The sequence below is a fragment of the Gordonia zhaorongruii genome, assembly GCF_007559005.1.
Lineage (GTDB): Bacteria > Actinomycetota > Actinomycetes > Mycobacteriales > Mycobacteriaceae > Gordonia > Gordonia zhaorongruii.
Genome location: NZ_CP041763.1, coordinates 1,625,340 through 1,642,530, shown reverse-complemented (window position 1 = coordinate 1,642,530; position 17,191 = coordinate 1,625,340). Strand labels below are relative to the sequence as shown.

16 protein-coding genes are annotated in these 17,191 nt (G+C 65.3%); 7 read left to right on the top strand and 9 right to left on the bottom strand.

The window, feature by feature from the left end; genetic code table 11:
- Positions 1-23: 23 nt before the first annotated feature.
- Genes FO044_RS07605 through bluB form a run of 3 tightly spaced genes read left to right on the top strand, consistent with a single transcriptional unit; the run spans position 24 to position 1,967 of the window.
- On the top strand, positions 24-809 hold the full coding sequence (locus FO044_RS07605; RefSeq protein WP_132994264.1) for an SDR family oxidoreductase: 786 nt from the start codon (positions 24-26) through the stop codon (positions 807-809).
- Positions 809-1,282, top strand: a complete 474-nt coding sequence (locus tag FO044_RS07600) for a nuclear transport factor 2 family protein (protein WP_132994265.1) — start codon at positions 809-811, stop codon at positions 1,280-1,282. The genes FO044_RS07605 and FO044_RS07600 overlap by 1 nt, the downstream gene beginning before the upstream one ends.
- Before the next feature lie 46 nt (positions 1,283-1,328).
- Complete coding sequence (gene bluB / locus FO044_RS07595; protein WP_132994399.1) at positions 1,329-1,967, top strand: 5,6-dimethylbenzimidazole synthase; 639 nt, start codon at positions 1,329-1,331, stop codon at positions 1,965-1,967.
- A 20-nt stretch (positions 1,968-1,987) separates the two neighbouring features.
- Here bluB and FO044_RS07590 read toward each other — a convergent pair whose 3' ends face one another.
- From FO044_RS07590 to FO044_RS07560, 7 genes are all read right to left on the bottom strand, one after another.
- Positions 1,988-3,229: a fatty acid desaturase family protein gene (locus FO044_RS07590; RefSeq protein WP_132994266.1), complete on the bottom strand. Its 1,242-nt coding sequence runs from the start codon at positions 3,227-3,229 to the stop codon at positions 1,988-1,990.
- A gap of 9 nt (positions 3,230-3,238) precedes the next feature.
- Positions 3,239-4,351, bottom strand: a complete 1,113-nt coding sequence (locus FO044_RS07585) for a ferredoxin reductase (RefSeq protein WP_132994267.1) — start codon at positions 4,349-4,351, stop codon at positions 3,239-3,241.
- Between the two features lie 121 nt (positions 4,352-4,472).
- On the bottom strand, positions 4,473-5,405 hold the full coding sequence (locus FO044_RS07580) for a glycine betaine ABC transporter substrate-binding protein (RefSeq protein ID WP_132994400.1): 933 nt from the start codon (positions 5,403-5,405) through the stop codon (positions 4,473-4,475).
- 59 nt (positions 5,406-5,464) lie between these two features.
- Positions 5,465-6,232, bottom strand: coding sequence for an ABC transporter permease (locus FO044_RS07575; RefSeq protein ID WP_132994268.1), 768 nt, complete (start codon positions 6,230-6,232; stop codon positions 5,465-5,467).
- Complete coding sequence (locus tag FO044_RS07570) at positions 6,229-7,440, bottom strand: ATP-binding cassette domain-containing protein (protein ID WP_132994269.1); 1,212 nt, start codon at positions 7,438-7,440, stop codon at positions 6,229-6,231. The genes FO044_RS07575 and FO044_RS07570 overlap by 4 nt, the downstream gene beginning before the upstream one ends.
- Positions 7,437-8,084 (bottom strand): ABC transporter permease, encoded by a 648-nt coding sequence (locus FO044_RS07565; protein ID WP_132994270.1) that lies wholly within the window; start codon positions 8,082-8,084, stop codon positions 7,437-7,439. The genes FO044_RS07570 and FO044_RS07565 overlap by 4 nt, the downstream gene beginning before the upstream one ends.
- Positions 8,085-8,210: 126 nt before the next feature.
- Entirely contained in the window at positions 8,211-8,843 is a 633-nt protein-coding gene (locus tag FO044_RS07560) for a TetR/AcrR family transcriptional regulator (protein ID WP_132994271.1), read from the bottom strand.
- A gap of 81 nt (positions 8,844-8,924) precedes the next feature.
- Here FO044_RS07560 and FO044_RS07555 point away from each other — a divergent pair, with 81 nt between their 5' ends.
- A complete protein-coding gene (locus tag FO044_RS07555; protein ID WP_132994272.1) occupies positions 8,925-10,163 on the top strand; it encodes an oxygenase MpaB family protein in 1,239 nt (412 codons plus the stop codon).
- 5 nt (positions 10,164-10,168) lie between these two features.
- Here the strand turns inward: FO044_RS07555 and FO044_RS07550 are convergent, their stop codons facing one another.
- The gene (locus FO044_RS07550; RefSeq protein WP_412917636.1) at positions 10,169-12,523 is read right to left on the bottom strand and encodes an ATP-binding cassette domain-containing protein; all 2,355 of its coding nucleotides are present in this window, start codon (positions 12,521-12,523) and stop codon (positions 10,169-10,171) included.
- 59 nt (positions 12,524-12,582) lie between these two features.
- A complete protein-coding gene (locus tag FO044_RS07545; protein ID WP_132994274.1) occupies positions 12,583-13,272 on the bottom strand; it encodes a phosphatase PAP2 family protein in 690 nt (229 codons plus the stop codon).
- A gap of 128 nt (positions 13,273-13,400) precedes the next feature.
- Between FO044_RS07545 and FO044_RS07540 the strand changes: the two genes are divergently transcribed.
- The 3 genes from FO044_RS07540 to katG all read left to right on the top strand — a co-directional run bounded on the left by FO044_RS07540 (position 13,401) and on the right by katG (position 17,153).
- Positions 13,401-14,441 carry a phosphotriesterase family protein gene (locus FO044_RS07540; RefSeq protein WP_132994275.1) on the top strand — a complete coding sequence of 347 codons (1,041 nt, stop codon included), beginning with the start codon at positions 13,401-13,403 and terminating at the stop codon, positions 14,439-14,441.
- 7 nt (positions 14,442-14,448) lie between these two features.
- Positions 14,449-14,871 carry a Fur family transcriptional regulator gene (locus FO044_RS07535; RefSeq protein WP_132994276.1) on the top strand — a complete coding sequence of 141 codons (423 nt, stop codon included), beginning with the start codon at positions 14,449-14,451 and terminating at the stop codon, positions 14,869-14,871.
- Between the two features lie 83 nt (positions 14,872-14,954).
- Positions 14,955-17,153: a catalase/peroxidase HPI gene (katG, locus tag FO044_RS07530; protein ID WP_132994277.1), complete on the top strand. Its 2,199-nt coding sequence runs from the start codon at positions 14,955-14,957 to the stop codon at positions 17,151-17,153.
- The last annotated feature ends 38 nt before the right edge of the window (positions 17,154-17,191 follow it).

The window sequence follows — 17,191 nt, the reverse complement described above, 5'->3', positions numbered from 1 at the left end:
ACCCGACGTGCAAGAGGTGTTAAGTGCTCGACAAGTTCCAGCTCGACGGCAAAGCCGCGATCGTGACGGGTGCCGGGCGCGGCCTCGGCGCGGCGATCGCGATCGGCCTCGCTCAGGCAGGTGCAGACGTCGTCATCTCGGCGCGCACCACCGCGGACCTTGAGAACGTCGCCGCTGGGATCGAGGCAGCGGGACGGCGCGCAGTCCAGGTTCCCCTCGATCTCTCGAAAGACGATCCGGCCGGTCTCGTCGGCACCGCGATGCAGGAACTCGGCCGTGTCGACATCGTGGTCAACAACGTCGGCGGCGCGATGCCCAAGCCCTTTCTCGACACGAGCGTCGCGGATCTGGAATCCGCGTTCTCGTTCAATGTCGGCACAACCCACGCGCTCACCGTCGCCGCCGTACCGGAGATACTCAAGAACGCGGACGGAGGCTCGATCATCAACGTGTCGTCGGCGATCGGACGCCTAGCCGGTCGCGGCTTCCTCGCCTACGGAACGAGCAAGGCGGCCGTGGCGCATTACACTCGGCTGGCGGCGGCAGACCTCTCGCCTCGCATCCGGGTCAACGCGATCGCGCCCGGTGCGGTACTGACCTCCGCCCTCAGCTACGTGGCGGCGGACGACGAGATGCGCGGAGCTATCGAAGGGCAGACTCCGCTGCGGCGGCTGGGCGATCCCGACGAGGTAGCCGGAACTGCTGTCTTCCTGGCGAGTCCGGCCGGCGCCTATCTGACCGGCAAGGTGATCGAGGTGGACGGCGGTATCGGCGCCCCGAACTTCGAGCTGCCCCTTCCCGATCTGTGATGAGTCTCCACGACGACCTCCGCGACATCGAGGAACTCAAATACCGCTACCTGCGTGCGGTGGACACCAAGGACTGGGACGGTCTCGAACGCACGCTCACCGAAGACGTCCGCACCGACTACGGAACGAAGGTCAAGGGCACACCCCTGGTGTTCACCGATCGAGCCTCGGTTCTGGCGTACTTCCGGAAGGCGATGAGCGGGACCATGATCACCGAGCATCGCGTGGATCATCCGATCATCCGCATCGACGGAGATACCGCGACCGGCACCTGGTACCTCCAAGATCGGGTGATCGTTCCCGACTACGACGTCATGATCATCGGTGCCGCGTTCTATCGCGACACGTACCGGCGGGCCGGCGATGGCGATTGGCGTATCAGCTCCACCGGGTACGACCGAACGTATGAGATGACCGGCAGCCTGTCCGCCGGGCAGTGGCAGCTGACGGCTGGGAGCGCGCTCGCGCCGTAACCGAGTTCACCTCGGGATTCATCGATGGCAGTACGGTCAGATGATGATGCACCGTAAGGCTTTCGAGACGGACTTCATCGCGGAATTCGACGAGCTGCTGCGGTGGCGACGCGACGTGCGCCGATTCCGGACGGAGCCGATCGAACCCGGGCTCCTCGACGAGATGCTTGATTCGGCCGAACTCGCGCCGTCGGTGGGAAACAGTCAGCCGTGGCGCTGGGTCGAGGTCCGGTCGACGGCACCGCGGGAGAAGGTCGCCGCGTCGTTCGAGCGATGCAATGCGGAGGCGCTCAAGGGATATCGAGGAGACCGCGCCCGAAGATACGCGACACTCAAACTGTCAGGACTGCGTGATGCACCGATTCACCTGGCTGTGCTCTGCTCCCCGGACAGCGAACAGGGGCACGGCCTCGGTCGGCGCACCATGCCGCAGACGATGGAGTACTCGGTCGCGACAGCTGTCTCGACCCTGTGGCTCGCGGCGCGCGCCAGAGGTGTGGGCGTCGGCTGGGTGTCCATCCTCGACCCCGACGACGTCACAGCTGCCCTGGCCGTACCTCACGACTGGGCTCTCGTCGCGTACCTGTGCATCGGGTACCCCGAGGCGGACGATGACGTTCCCGCACTCCAACGATCGGGATGGCAGACTCGCACGGACTCCCGAGAACGACGAAGTGTCGTCTGAGAGCCCGTGCGGGTGAGGCGTCAACCGGCGGCTTGTACCGGCATCTCCTTCAGTTCACGCAGAGCCGTCCGCAAGCCGCGTCGCCTGCCGGTGGCCGGATCGACGCCGAACTGCTGCTGGACGCCCTCGCGGACGGCGAAGCGCAGTTCGGATGCGGTCTCCGGAGCGTCGTCCGCCGTCGCCTTCAGGAAGGCATTCGGCAGTGCCAGCTTCGCGATCGTGCGGAACGACTGTCCGTACTGAACGAAGATCGATCCCGTCGTGTACGGAAGGTCGTACTTCTCGCACAATGCGCGTACCCGTACGCCGATCTCCTCGTACCTGTTGCTCGGCAGGTCCGGGTACAGATGATGCTCGATCTGATGGCTCAGATTTCCGGTTGCGAACCGCATCACCGGCCCGGCATTGATATTGGCCGAGCCCAGCATCTGCCGCAGGTACCAGCGCGCCTGATCCTCGGTCTCGTACTCCTCGACGGTGAACTTCTCCGCCCCGTCCGGGAAGTGACCGCAGAAGATCACCATGTACGTCCAGTAGTTCCGGATGATGTTGGCCGTGACGTTCGCGGTGATCGTCGTCTTCCAGTTCGGCCCGGACAGCACCGGGTACACCAGGTAGTCCTTGGTGGCCTGTTTGCCCACCTTGCGTCCGATGATCCGGAGATCCTTCCACGCCTGCCGGAGCGTCTTCTGCTTGTTCCGCAGCTTCTCGGTCTCCACATGGTGCAGCGCGACGCCGAACTCGAAGAATGTGCCGAGCATCAGGTTGTAGAAGGTGTTCCCGATGTTCCACCACTCCCACGGCTGGTCCCGGGTGACTCGCAGAATTCCGTAGCCCACATCGTCGTCGAGGCCGACGATGTTCGTGTACTTGTGGTGCACGAAGTTGTGGGAGTGCTTCCATTGCACGCTGGGGCAGGTGCTGTCCCACTCCCAGGAGGATGAATGGATCTCCGGGTCGTTCATCCAGTCCCACTGGCCGTGCATGACGTTGTGGCCGAGCTCCATGTTCTCGATGATCTTGGCCGCGCCCAGGGCCGCCGTGCCGATGACCCAGGCCGACTTCCGGTTACTGAACATCAGGGCGACGCGGCCGCTCGCCGCCAACCCGCGTTGCAGGGCGATAGCACGCCTGATGTACCGAGCGTCTTCCTCTCCTCGTGACTCCTCGATGTCACGACGGATCTTGTCGAACTCGGCACCGAGAGCCTCGACGTCCGCTTCGGTCAGGTGTGCATACTGATCGATGTCAGTGATTGCCATTTCGCCTCCTTACAGGTCGATGGTGCATTCGCCGGAGACACTGCTGACGCACGTCTGGATCCGCTCGCCTTCGCGGTGCTCGTCTCCACTGCGCAGGTCTCGCACGTAGCCGCCGGCGAGCGGTACTACGCATGTCTGACAGATGCCCATTCGGCAACCGAAGGGCATCTGCACGCCGAGTTCCTCGCCGGCTTCGAGAATCGTCGTCGCGCTGTCGATCTCCGCCGACTTGCCGGACTTGGTGAAGGTGACGGTGCCGCCCTCACCGCCGACGTCGGTGCGCGCGATCGCGAACCGCTCGATGTGCAGGCGGTCCCGCATGTCGGCTGCGGAGTAATGATTCTCCACCGAGTCCAGAAGTGCGACGGGGCCGCAGGCCCAGCAGATCCGATCCCGCCAGTCGGGAACCCGGTCCTCGAGTTCGGCCGTGTCGAACTTGCCCTGCTCGCGCGTCATCTGCAGCCGCAGGTCGTACGATGCCATGTCCGCGCTCAGGCTCTCGAGCTCGTCGCGGAAGATGACGTCGTCCTTGCTGGGCGCCGAATGGATGTGGACGATGTCCACTGCTGCGGACTGCGCCTTGATGGACCGCAGCATGGCCATCACCGGCGTGATTCCGCTTCCCGCTGTGACGAACAGGATCTTGTCGGGCAGCGGCTCGGGCAGATGGAAGTCGCCCTTCGGGGCGGCCAGGCGGATGACGGTACCGCGTGCGACGCCATCCACCAGGTGCGTCGAGAGGAAGCCGTCCGGGTTCGCCTTCACGGTGATGGTGATCACGTCGTCGACGGCATCACCGATCGACGTCAGCGAGTACGACCGCCAATGCCAGCGGCCCTCGACCTGCAGTCCGATCCCCACGTACTGGCCCGCTTGGTACGACGACGGGAAGCCCCACCCGGTCCGGATGGTCACAGTGGCCGAGTCCTCGGTCTCCCGCTTCACATCGAGGATCTCCCCGCGCAGCTCACGTGCCGACCACAGTGGGTTGATCAAGTGGAGGTAGTCGTCAGGCAGCAGCGGCGTGGTCGCTCGTGCCAGCAGCCCCCGCACGATGTTCGCGGTCGGTGTCTTCGCCTCGACGCCGGCTGCTGGGCGCTTACTCCACTTCAACAAGTCCACCGGGACTCCTCTCCTGCAATTGATTGCGACCTTACACATCGGATGAGTGGCGCCCATCACGTTTCAGCATATGCTCACCGCGCTCCGCGATCGACTGCTCCGGTCCGCGCGCGGAGTCGGCTCAGATGGTGACGAATCCCTTCGCGACCATCCAGTCGCGCGCCACTTCGGCGGGTTCGATCCCTTCGACGTCGACCTGCCGATTGAGTTCGCTGATCTCCTCGGACGTGAGCGCGCTCATCACCGGCGCGGTCACCTGACGCAGGATCGGATAGGCGTCCGCCGTCTCCTTGCGCATCGTCAGTGCGGCGTTGTAATTGGGGAAGAAGCTCTTGTCGTCCTCGAGCAGGGCGAGGTCCAGCGCCTTGATCCGTCCATCGGTGGTGAAGACCTCGCCGAACGCGCAATTGCCGTTCGCGGTGGCCTGGTAGATGATTCCGGTCTGAAGAATCTGAGTGTGCGCCGCGCCCGGATTGAAACCGTATGCGGCAGCCATACCGGGGAACCCGTCCTGGCGGCTGCGGAACTCGGTTTCGAGGCAGGTGCTCGCGGCGCCCGGATCACGCTTCACCAAGTCGGCGTACTGCGAGAGCGTGTGCACGCCGGTCTTCTGCTGATTCCGCTGATTCACGGCCAGCGCATACGTGTTGTCGAGCGGTGCGACGTTCATCCACACGACGTCGTTCTGCTTCAGGTCTTCGTCGCGAACCGCGTCGAACTGCTCCTGCGCACCGGGGATCGGCTTCTCATTGCCGAGATAGTTGATCCAGCCGGTGCCCGTGTACTCGATCGCAAGGTCGACCTGACCGGCGAGCATGGCGTCCCGAGCCGAGTTCGAGCCCTGGATGTTGGTCAGATCCCGGACGTCGGCGCCTGCTGCCGATAACGCGAACTCGAGAATGTAGCCCAGGATCACCTGCTCGGTGAAGTCCTTCGATCCGACTGTCAGCTTCACGTCCTGAAGTTCGGGCTGTTCGGTGATCGATCCCGGCTCGACCGGCAGGGGAACCGCACCGCCGGACTGCAATCCGCACGCGGCAGCCGAACCCACCATGACCACCGCGAGGAAGGTTGCGACCAGTGCACGCAGTGGGCGGGGGCGACGTCTGATTCTCACCGGAGTCCCTTCGGTCCCAGATAGCGTTCGGCCAAGGCCCCGAACCAATCCACGATCAGCGCCAGACACACCGCCAGAATGGCGCCGGTGATCAGCGTGACGTTGTCGCGCAACTTGTACCCGGTGTCGATCAGGATGCCGAGGCCACCCGCGTCAACCAGAAAGCAGAGCGTGGCGGTGCCGACTGCCAGCACGAGGGAGGTCCGCAGGCCTGCGAGGATGAATGGAACGGCCAACGGCAGCTCGACCTGCCGCAGGACCTTGCCTTCGGACATCCCCTGCCCTTTCGCCGCATCCTTGGTCGCCGCATCGACCTCGTTGAGCCCGAGGATGCTGTTGCGCAGCACTGGCAGGAGCGAATAGAACGCGACTGGAAGCACTCCGATCCAGAACCCGGTGGTCGCCGTCCACAGGAAGAACAGAACGAGCAGGCCGATCGCCGGCGCCGCCTGGCCGATGTTCGCGACACCGATGAAGATCGGTGCCAACCACCGGAACCGGCTGCGCGTGACGAGAACCGCCACCGGTACGGCGATGAACAGCACGATGGCCGTGATCGCGATCGTCAGCATCAGGTGCTCGCCGGTCAGCTGCCCGATGTACGAGGTGTTGATCGTCGCCTTCTGCGTGTCCGTGAGATCACGAGTGAACGCCCAGATCAGCACACCACCGGCCAGTACCGCCACGACGAGGGGCTGGGCGAGCAGCTGGACCACGCCGGCGCGGCCGACCTTGGCTTCGGCGGATGCGGTCGAGGCGGTCATCGCCCGGGGCCTTCGGTGGTTCGTGCGTCGCCGATCGCCGGCTCGGAGATCGGCGGATCGTCCTGGTGCTCTTCGCGCAGGGATCGGATCGTCTCCACCAGCGTCTCGATGGTGATCACCCCCGCGTACCGGCCTCGCGATCCGGTCACGACGGTGGAGGCGTTCCGTTCGGCGAGGATGGCCTCCAGCGCGTCCTGCAGAGTCGATGCGGTGGTGACGATCTCGCCGAGCGGAAGCCCGACGTCCTTCAGCGACGAGGCGTTCGCGAGGTGATCGCGATCAGTCCACCGGATCGGACGATCCTTGCTGTCCAGGATGACGCCCCAATCCTGAATCCGGTCGAGGAACTCGGCGACCGAATCGTCCTCGTGAGCCGTGGGGCGCTGCTCCACCTCCACGTCGCGCACCCGAGTGAGATTGAGTTGCTGCAGTGCGGCGCCCTGCCCCACGAATCCAGCGACGGTCTCATTGGCGGGATTGGCGAGGATCGCCTCGGGCGAGTCGTACTGCAGGATCCGGGACTGCTCGCCGAGAACTGCGATCCGGTCCCCCAGCTTCACGGCCTCGTTGAAATCGTGGGTCACGAACACGATCGTCTTGCGGAGCTCGGCCTGCAACTGCATCAGCTCGTCCTGCAGCAGACCTCGCGTGATGGGGTCCACCGCGCCGAACGGCTCATCCATGAGCAGAACAGGTGGATCGGCGGCCAGCGCCCGCGCGACACCGACGCGCTGCTGCTGACCTCCGGACAACTGGCGTGGGTAGCGCTCGGCGAACTGCGCCGGGTCGAGTCCGACAAGATCGAGGAGTTCGTTGACACGGTCGTCGACTCGCTTCTTGCCCCATTTGAGGAGCTTCGGCACCACGGCGATGTTCTGGGCGACCGTCATGTGCGGAAACATCCCGCCCTGCTGAATCGCGTAACCGATGCTCTGTCGGAGCTTATTGGCGTTGAGAGACAGAGCGTCACGACCACCGATCGTGATCGTGCCCGAGGTGGGCTCGATGAGCCGGTTGATCATTCGCATCGTGGTGGTCTTGCCACTTCCGGACGGCCCGACGAATACGACGATCTCACCTGCCGGGATCGTCATCGACACATCTGCGACTGCGGGGGCCTGCTGTCCCGGGTACGTCTTCGACACGTGATCGAGCACGATCTCCACGCCGGAGACTCCGTTGCCCGATGGTGTGCTCTGTTCGCTCAACGGATGCCTTTCGACGTGGTGAGACGGCCGATCAGAACGTAGATCCCATCGAGGACGAGAGCCAGGATCACGATGAGAACCGTGCCGGTGAGTGCTTGTGGAATGGCAGTGGGGCTGCCCACCCGCGAGAGGCCCGAGAAGATCAGGTTTCCCAGCCCCGGGCCCTTCGCGTACGCGGCGATCGCCAAGATGCCCATGGCCATCTGCGTGCTGACGCGCATGCCGGTCAGGATCGACGGCCATGCCATCACCAACTCGACACGGGTGAGGACCCGGACACGGCTCATCCCGATGCCGCGCGCGGCGTCGGTGACCGCCGGATCGACGGCGCCGAGGCCGACGATGGTGTTGCGCACGATCGGCAACAGCGAATACAGCGTCAAAGCGATCACCGTCGGCGGCACGCCGAGACCGAGAACGGGAATCAGCAGACCCAGCAGAGCGAACGACGGGACCGTCAGGATCGTGCTAGCCAGCGCCGTCGCTGCGGCGGAGCCGGCCGGACTCCGATACACCAGAATCCCGACCGTCACGCCGATGACCGTTGCGAGAAGCAGGCATTGGATGACGGCACTCACGTGCAGGTAGGAATCGACCACAAGCTGCGACTTGCGATTGCTGATGAACTCCCAGATGCCGTTCAGTGGTCCACTCCTCTGATCTGAGAGTCAGGCTAGACCAGATTCTTTCAACGCACAGACGACTCCGCGCATTGAATCCGAATCCGCGACAACGTCATTGACGGCCTCCCCTGAAGGATCCGGGCGGGGTCAGTCTGCGGCGACCCTCATCGACAGACGAGTGCACGTGTCCGCGAGTTCCGCCGGACTGACGTCGCGCTCCACGAGCCACGCCTCGATCAGCCGGTTGACGCCGCCGACGACGAATCGAACTGCCTGGAAGCTTGTCCGCTGACCGGTGTTCTCCCCACCGGCCCGATTCCCCGGCAGGTCGGACAGCTGCTGCAGAATCACCTCGGCAACGAGATCGAGGGTGTCCTGCCGTCGCCGTTGCATCCCGTCGATCGCGGATACGTCCGAGGTCATGATGTGGAACATCTGCGGATCGTCGCCGATGGTCGTGAGGAACGCGGTCAATGCGCCGCGCAGCCGGTTCGCGATGTCGCCGCCCACCTCGGTGCTGGACCGGACGAGCGTGGCGACGAGTTCGTCCCGGACTTGGTCGGCGACGGCGAGTACCAGCGCGTCCCGGTTGGCGAAGTGCTCGTAGAAGTAGCGGTACGCCAATCCGGCTTCGCGGGAGACGCCGCGGACGGTGATCTCCCCCAGTCCGTCCTCGCCCCAGGCACGCCGACCGGCCGCGAGCAGCTTCAGTCGCCGGAGCTCTCGACGGTCGTCGGCACTGACACCGCCGTAATCGCGCACTACCTCGTTACGGGCCATTGACTGGCATTCTAGTCACGCCTACGATTTGGGTAACGGTCGTTACCCAAATAACCGAGTCACTGGAAGGTCCGTGAGGACATGCCCGACGATGATGCTGCGACGCAGGTGAAACCTCTTCCCGCCCGACACCCGGATGCGCCGCGATCGGTGCCGCCCGGTGTCGCGATCTTCGCCCGCGCAGTGGGCGTGCGGGGTCCGAGCGACGACGAGTTCCGCCGTATCGGGGAGGCGCTTCACGAAGGCGACCCGCTGATGGACGGCCTCGTCGCGTGGATGGCCGGCGTCGGGATCAAGGAGACCCGACCGCTGTTCGAAGAGGCCCTCGAGTACGGCATCGCCAACGTCCCCGATGCACCGGAGCCGCTGCGTGAGTTCTTCGCGGTCGTCGAGGACACGCCCGATTGGGTCGACTCCGAGAAGCTGCGGATCGCCGCTCAGACGATGAACACCGGCGGGGCCGACGGGCTGTACATCGCACGCGACGTCGCGCTGGTCGGGGGGTACACGTACGCGGGTTTCAACCAGACTCTCCTCCGGACCGGAGCCCTGGAGAAAGGGTCCAACAAACGGTTCGCCGAGACCTCCCAGTGGGCATTCGACCTCATCTCCGACGGCGGCCTCGATAAACACGGTGTCGGTTATCGATCCACCCTGCGGGTGCGATTCATCCATTCACTGGTTCGGCGGCACGTGACGGCCATGCCCGACTGGGATGCGGACAAGTGGGGCCTGCCGATCAACCAGGCCGATATGGCGGCGACCATCGTGGGGTCCCTCGTTGCTCCGTCGGTCGGCGGACTGGGGATGGGCCTGGTAAGCAGGCCGTCCGAGTACGAGGCGATCGCCCATCTGACGCGCTACGCGGGCTGGCTCATGGGCATCGACGATGAGTTCCTGCCGCGCGACTTCCGGGAATCCATCCGCGTCCTGCACCACACGTCGGCCGCCCTTGCGAATCCGGACGAGACGTCACCCCAACTCGCGCGTCCGATGGCGACCGACCCACTCGGCTGGAACTACTCCCGTTGGCAGCCCCTTCGGCGACGCCTGGCGCAGTCGCAGCACCTATCGGTGAGCATGTTCTTCCTCGGCGGGAAGACGATGACTCAGCTCGGACTCCCGTCGCGGACACTCCCCTGGTATCCGATCCTCCGGACCCCGGTGAATCTCGCCCGGTCGGCCGCCAAGCTGCTGCCCGGCGGCCGCGAACGAGCGGCGATCCGCGGTCGTGCGCAGCAGATGCGGTTCATGCGCACGATGGAAGCGGCGCCGGTCACGATCGGCGAGACGACGCACCTCTCGCAGCACGCAGCCTGACCGTCTCAGGCGCCGATGTACGCGGCGAGGTGCTGGCCGGTGAGCGTCGAACGGTCGGCTGCGAGCGCGGCAGGCGTCCCCTCGAATACGAGTCGGCCGCCCTCGTGTCCTGCGCCGGGACCGATGTCGATGATCCAGTCCGCGTGCGCCATCACCGCCTGGTGATGCTCGATCACGATCACCGATTTTCCGCTGTCGACAAGACGGTCGAGGAGCCGGAGGAGTTGCTCGACGTCGGCGAGATGGAGGCCGGTCGTCGGTTCGTCAAGGACGTACGTCGTCGGTTTGTCGGCCATTGCGGTGGCCAACTTGATGCGCTGCCGTTCGCCGCCGGACAGCGATGTGAGGGGTTGGCCCAGGGTGAGGTAGCCCAGGCCCACATCGGAAAGGCGAACCAGGATCCTGTGCGCCGCAGGAGTTCTGGCCTCCCCGTCTGCGAAGAACGTCACCGCTGCGTCGACGGACATCGACAGCACCTCACTGATGTCTCGTCCGCCCAGCGTGTACTCCAGCACGTCGGAACTGAAACGCCTGCCCTCGCACTCGTCGCATGGCGTCGCGACACCGGCCATCGTCGCCAGATCGGTGTAGATCACCCCGTTGCCCTTGCACGCAGGACATGCGCCTTCCGAATTCGCGCTGAACAACGCAGGTTTCACTCCGTTCGCCTTGGCGAAGGCTTTCCGGACGGGTTCGAGCACACCGGTGTACGTAGCGGGATTGCTTCGTCTCGAGCCGCGGATCGCGGTCTGGTCGATGGTGACCACATCGGCGTCGGACGGAATGGACCCGTGGATGAGCGAACTCTTCCCGGATCCGGCGACGCCGGTCACCACGGTCAGAACCCCCAACGGGATGTCCACATCGACGTTCTGAAGGTTGTTGGTGTCTGCGCCCCGGATCTCGATCGCTCCTGACGGTGCCCGGAACGTCTGTTTCAGCGAACTGCGGTATCCCAGATGGCGGCCGGTGACGGTATCGCTCGCAGTAAGCCCGGCGACGTCCCCCTCGAAGCAGATCTCACCGCCGTCGCGGCCGGCTCGCGGCCCGAGGTCGACCACATGATCGGCGATGGCGATCGTCTCCGGCTTGTGCTCGACCACCAGTACCGTGTTGCCCTTGTCCCGTAGGCGCAGTAGCAGGTTGTTCATGCGCGCGATGTCGTGCGGGTGCAGGCCGATGGTCGGCTCGTCGAAGACGTAGGTGACGTCCGTCAGCGCCGACCCCAGGTGGCGGATCATCTTGGTGCGCTGTGCCTCGCCGCCGGAGAGGGTGCCCGTCGGACGCTCCAGGGCGAGGTAACCGAGACCGATCTCGACGAACGAGTCGAGGGTCCCGCCCAGTTTCTCCAGCAGCGGCGCGACTGACGGCTCGGTCAAGTCGTCGACCCAGTCGGCCAGGTCGGCGATGGACATCCGGCAGGCATCGGCGATGCTGATGTCGTCGATCCGGCATTCGCGGGCGTGCTCCGCCAAACGCGTGCCGTCGCACTCCGGACAGGTGTCGGCGGTGACGGCACGCTCGATGAACGCTCGGACGTGCGGCTGCACCGAGTCGATGTCCTTGGACAGCATGGATTTGGAGATACGCGGGATCAGGCCCTCGTAGGTGATGTTGATTCCGTCGACCTTGATCTTCACCGCTTCCTTGTAGAGGAGGTCGGCGAGTTCGCGATCGTCGTACCTCCCGATCGGCTTGTCGGGGTCGAAGAATCCGGAACCGCCGTACACGCGGCCGTACCATCCGTCGGAGCTGAACCCGGGAATCTTGATCGCTCCCTCGTTGAGGGATCTGTCCGCGTCGTAGATCTCCGTCATGTCGATGTCCGAGACTGCGCCCATGCCCTCGCATCGTGGGCACATGCCACCGAGCCGATCGAAGGTCGCCTTGGTCTTCTTCTTGGTACCGACCTGGATGGCACCCGAGCCGCTGACGGTGGGCACGTTGAAGGACAGCGCATTCGCCGTCGGAACGGCGGGGCTCCCCAACCGGCTGAAGAGGATGCGAAGCATCGCATTGGCGTCGGTGATGGTGCCGACCGTCGACCGCGGGTTGCCTCCGATCCGCTCCTGATCGACGATGATCGCCGTGGTGATTCCGTCGAGCAGGTCGACGTCGGGGCGCGCGAGCGTCGGCATGAATCCCTGCACGAACGCGCTGTACGTCTCGTTGATCAGACGCTGCGATTCGGCCGCCACGGTGCCGAACACCAGGGAGCTCTTACCGGAACCGGACACCCCGGTGAACACCGTCAAGCGACGCTTCGGCACTTCGACGTGGACGTTGCGGAGGTTGTTCACTCGGGAGCCGTGAACGCGGATCATATCGTGACTGTCGGCGGGGTGCGGGGTGTGAGCCATGACGGTCATTCTTCCGCATGCCGCGGGTACGACGTGGAGCTCCGGCCACAGCTGCGACATCAGCCAGAGGTACCCGGACCGCGCAGCCGGCACCCTTCGTCGATTCGCACGACCACCGACCCGAACCTATCCAGCAGTGCCGACGCACCGAGGGCTGCGCCCGCGCCGACCAGGAAGCCCGCGATGGCATCCGACGTCCAGTGCATTCCGAGATAGACGCGACTGAAAGCGCTGAGTCCGGCGCCGATAGTGGCGGCCGCCACCAGGGCGCCCCGGGTCGCACGGCCGGCACGAGGCGCGACGAGGACGGCGAGGCTCACTGCGAGTGCCGTCGCGGCCGATGCGTGCCCGGACGGAAACGACATCGCCGACTCCGGCGGTTCGAGTTGTATCTCCACCGGTGGACGACTGCGATCGATGAGAAGCTTCAGGATCCACGTCAGGGATGCGGAGCCGATGACGGCCCCCACCAACGCCAGCCCCCGACCGACCGACCGGTCCCGGAGTATCAGAACTGCCCCGATCACCACTGCGATGATCGGCGCCGTCAGCGGACTGATGATGCTCGAGAAGCCTGCAGCTGCGTCCGTGACCCAGTCGAGCCGGTGCCCCACGAGGTATCGGGTCCACAGCCGATCGCTGCGCAGCGGGCGATGGATGATCGCGATCGCGAGGGTCACGACCGCCAGCGCGGAGAGGGTGGACGCCGCGCCGGACGGCGCCTGGCTCCGCTCACGGTGGGAGGGCACCGGTCAATCATCCTCTACGTGCCGACGGTGCATCCGGTAGGTCCGAACCGCCCTCGCGACGCCGGGTCACGCACTAGCGTTGTGCGTGAGCCGAGTCCGTGGGAGACGCGGCCCTGACGAGAGGTCACATGGACCGCATCAACACCGTCACCGGCACAGTCGGGGCGGACCAGCTGGGGACAGTGCTCACCCATGAGCACGTCTTCGTCGTCCAGGAGGACTTCCGGCTGAACTATCTGCACGACTGGGACGAGGATGCGCAGATCGACAACGCGGTGGCGACGCTGACCCGGCTCAAGGAATCCGGAGTGGACACGATCATGGACGTGTCCGTTCTCGGTATCGGCCGGAACGTGGAGCGAGTGGCCGAGGTGGCTCGTCAGGTCGAGCTGAACATCATCGCCGCAACGGGGCTCTTCACCTTCAACGACCTGCCGTTCCAATTCCACTACACCGGTCCGGGTCTCGGTTTCGACGTCACGGATCCGCTCGACGAGATGTTCCTCCGCGATCTCACCCGCGGTATCGGCGCCACGTCGATCAAGGCGGGATTCCTGGTCTGCGTGATCGAGGCGGAAGGTCTCACGCCCGGGGTGGAACGGGTGATGCGGTCGGTGGGCCGGGTCGCCGCCCAGACCGGGGTGGCAGTGGTCGTCCACACGAATCCGCACACCAAATCGGGTCTGATCGCACAGCGGGTGCTCGCCGAGGAAGGTGCCGATCTGACGCGTGTGATTCTCGCGCACAGTGGTGACACGACCGATCTGGACTATCTGATGCGAGTGGCCGATGCCGGTTCGGTTCTGGGCCTGGACCGGTTCGGTCTCGACGTGCTCCTGCCGTACGCCGACCGGATCGACACGCTGGTCGCGCTCGTCGAACGCGGCTATTCCGACCGAATCGTGCTGTCCCAGGACGCGTTCTGCTCCAGCGACTGGTTCGACCAGACTGCGATGCTGCAGGTGGCTCCCGACTGGGACTACTTCCAGGTGACCGGCCGGGTGGTCCCCGAGCTCCGGGCGCGGGGGGTGTCGGAGACGGCGATCGACTCGGTGCTGTCCGGTGTGCCCAATCGGCTCCTGACTCCCGCAGCGGTCGACCTGCCGAAACCGGGGGCAGCACGAGTTTCTTCGCTGCAAACTGGACTCAGTCCAAATAACCACGCATAATCGACGCATGGTCACCACCGAGCACATCGCAGCCATCAGGGCCGCCGGTCTGCGTGTGACCAAACCGCGGCTCGCCGTACTGGAGGCCGTCGATCAGCACCCGCACGCCGACACGGAATCCATCCTGTCCGACGTTCGGAGCGCCCTCGACGGCGTCTCCCGCCAGGCCGTGTACGACGTGCTCCGGGCACTGACGGAGTCGGGGATCATTCGGCGGATCCAGCCCACCGGGCAGGTCTCGCTGTACGAGACCCGTATCGGCGACAACCATCATCATCTCGTGTGCCGTACGTGCGGCACCGTCGTCGACGTCGACTGCACTGTCGGCGCCGCCCCGTGTCTCGGTGCGTCCGATGATCACGGCTTCCTGATCGACGAAGCCGAGGTCGTCTTCTGGGGCACCTGCGCCGATTGCACCACCGCTCGCTGAGCACAGCGCATCGAACCGAACCCGCCATCCCGATGGGCCCGCACCTCGACAAGCAGGCTCGCTCACCTTCGAAAGGAACACCCATGTCCGAACAGCAGACCACCCCTCCCGAGCCCACGGGGTGCCCGATGCACGCCGGCCGGATGGAGACCCCCGCGGCCGGCGGCGGCAGCCGCGACTGGTGGCCGGATCAACTCAACCTCAAGATCCTGGCGGAGAACCCTGCCGAGGGAGATCCGAACGGTCCGGCATTCGACTACGCCGTCGAGTTCGAGACGCTCGATCTCGACGAGGTCAAAGCCGACCTCAAGGACCTCTTCCGTCACTCGCAGTCGTGGTGGCCGGCCGACTACGGGCACTACGGACCGCTCTTCATCCGGATGGCGTGGCATTCGGCAGGCACTTATCGGGTGACCGACGGACGTGGGGGCGCGGGCCACGGAATGCAGCGGTTCGCGCCGTTGAACAGCTGGCCGGACAACGCAGGTCTGGACAAAGCGCGCCGTCTCCTGTGGCCGATCAAGAAGAAGTACGGCCGCAAGCTCTCGTGGGCCGATCTGATCATCTTCGCCGGGACCGTCGCGCTGGAGGACATGGGACTCGAGATCTACGGACTCGCCGGCGGACGCCCGGACAAGTGGGAGCCGGAGGAGGTCTACTGGGGCCCGGAACGGGAGTGGCTCGACGATGAGCGCTACTCCGGTGACCGCGACCTCGAACATCCGCTCGGAGCGGTGCAGATGGGACTGATCTACGTGAACCCGGAGGGGCCCAACGGAAATCCGGATCCACTCGCCTCCGCCATCGATATCCGGGAGACGTTCGCCCGCATGGCGATGAACGATGAGGAGACCGTGGCGCTCATCGCGGGCGGGCACACCTTCGGCAAGACACACGGTGCCGCGCCCGACACCAATTGCGGCCCGGAACCCGAGCGTGCCCCGCTGGAGCAGATGGGCATCGGCTGGAAGAGCTCGCACGGCAGTGGCGTCGGAGTCGACGCGATCAGCTCCGGCATCGAAGGGGCGTGGAACAGCACTCCGGTCACCTGGGACAACAACTTCTTCTGGACCCTGTACGGCTACGAGTGGGAGACGTACACCGGCCCCGGCGGCGCAACTCAGTGGCGTCCGAAGTCGAACGCGGGCTCGACGAGTGTTCCCGACGCCGCAGACCCGGAGACGCGCCATCAGCCGATGATGCTGACAAGCGACATCGCGCTGCGCGAGGACCCGGTCTACGGGAAGATCTCGCGCCGCTTCCTGGAGAACCCGCGGGAGTTCGCGGACGCGTTCGCGCGTGCCTGGTACAAACTGACCCACCGTGACATGGGGCCGATCGAGCGTTACCGCGGCAAGCTCGTTCCAGACGAGGAGCTGATCTGGCAGGACCCGGTCACCAGACCCGTCGGCCCCACCGTGAACGACGACGACATCACCGAACTCAAGCGCCGCATTCTCGCGTCGAGTCTGTCGGTGAGGCAATTGGTGAAGACGGCGTGGGCCGCGGCAGCGTCGTTCCGCTGCAGTGATTACCGCGGTGGAGCGAACGGGGCCCGAGTCCGCCTCGAGCCGCAGCGCGACTGGACGGTGAATGAACCGGAGTCGTTGTCCGAGGTCCTGCCGGTTCTCGAGAAGATCGCCGAGGACTTCAACGCAGTCTCGGAGCGCGAGATCGCGATCGCGGACGTCATCGTCCTCGCCGGCGCCGCGGCGATCGAGAAGGCGGCGGCCGATGCCGGGCACCATATCGAGGTGCCGTTCGAGGCGGGTCGCGGCGACGCCACCCAAGAGCAGACCGACATCGAGTCGTTCGAGGTGATGGAGCCGCAGTGGGACGGTTTCCGCAACTGGGTGGCCGACGGCATCGAGACCGACGCCGAGTATCTGCTGCTCGATCGCGCGTACCTCCTCGATCTGACGCCACCCCAGATGGCGGTGCTCGTCGGCGGTCTGCGCGTGCTCGGAGCGAATCACGGCGATTCGCCGCACGGCGTGCTGACCGATCGGCCGCAAACGCTGTCGAACGACTTCTTCACCACCATCGTCGACATGAACGTCGACTGGGCCGACGCGGGTGACGGAACGTACATCGGCACGGACGATGCAGGTGTGGAGAAGTTCACGGCGACCCGAGCGGACATGGTGTTCGGTGCGAACTCTCAGCTGCGTGGCATCTCGGAGGTGTACGGCGCCGACGATGCCGGCCGGAAGTTCGTCGACGACTTCGTCACGGCCTGGAATCACGTGATGAACGCGGACCGGTTCGACGTGCGCCGCTGAGTGCGCAACTGAACTCGCACAACTGAATCGGCACTGAC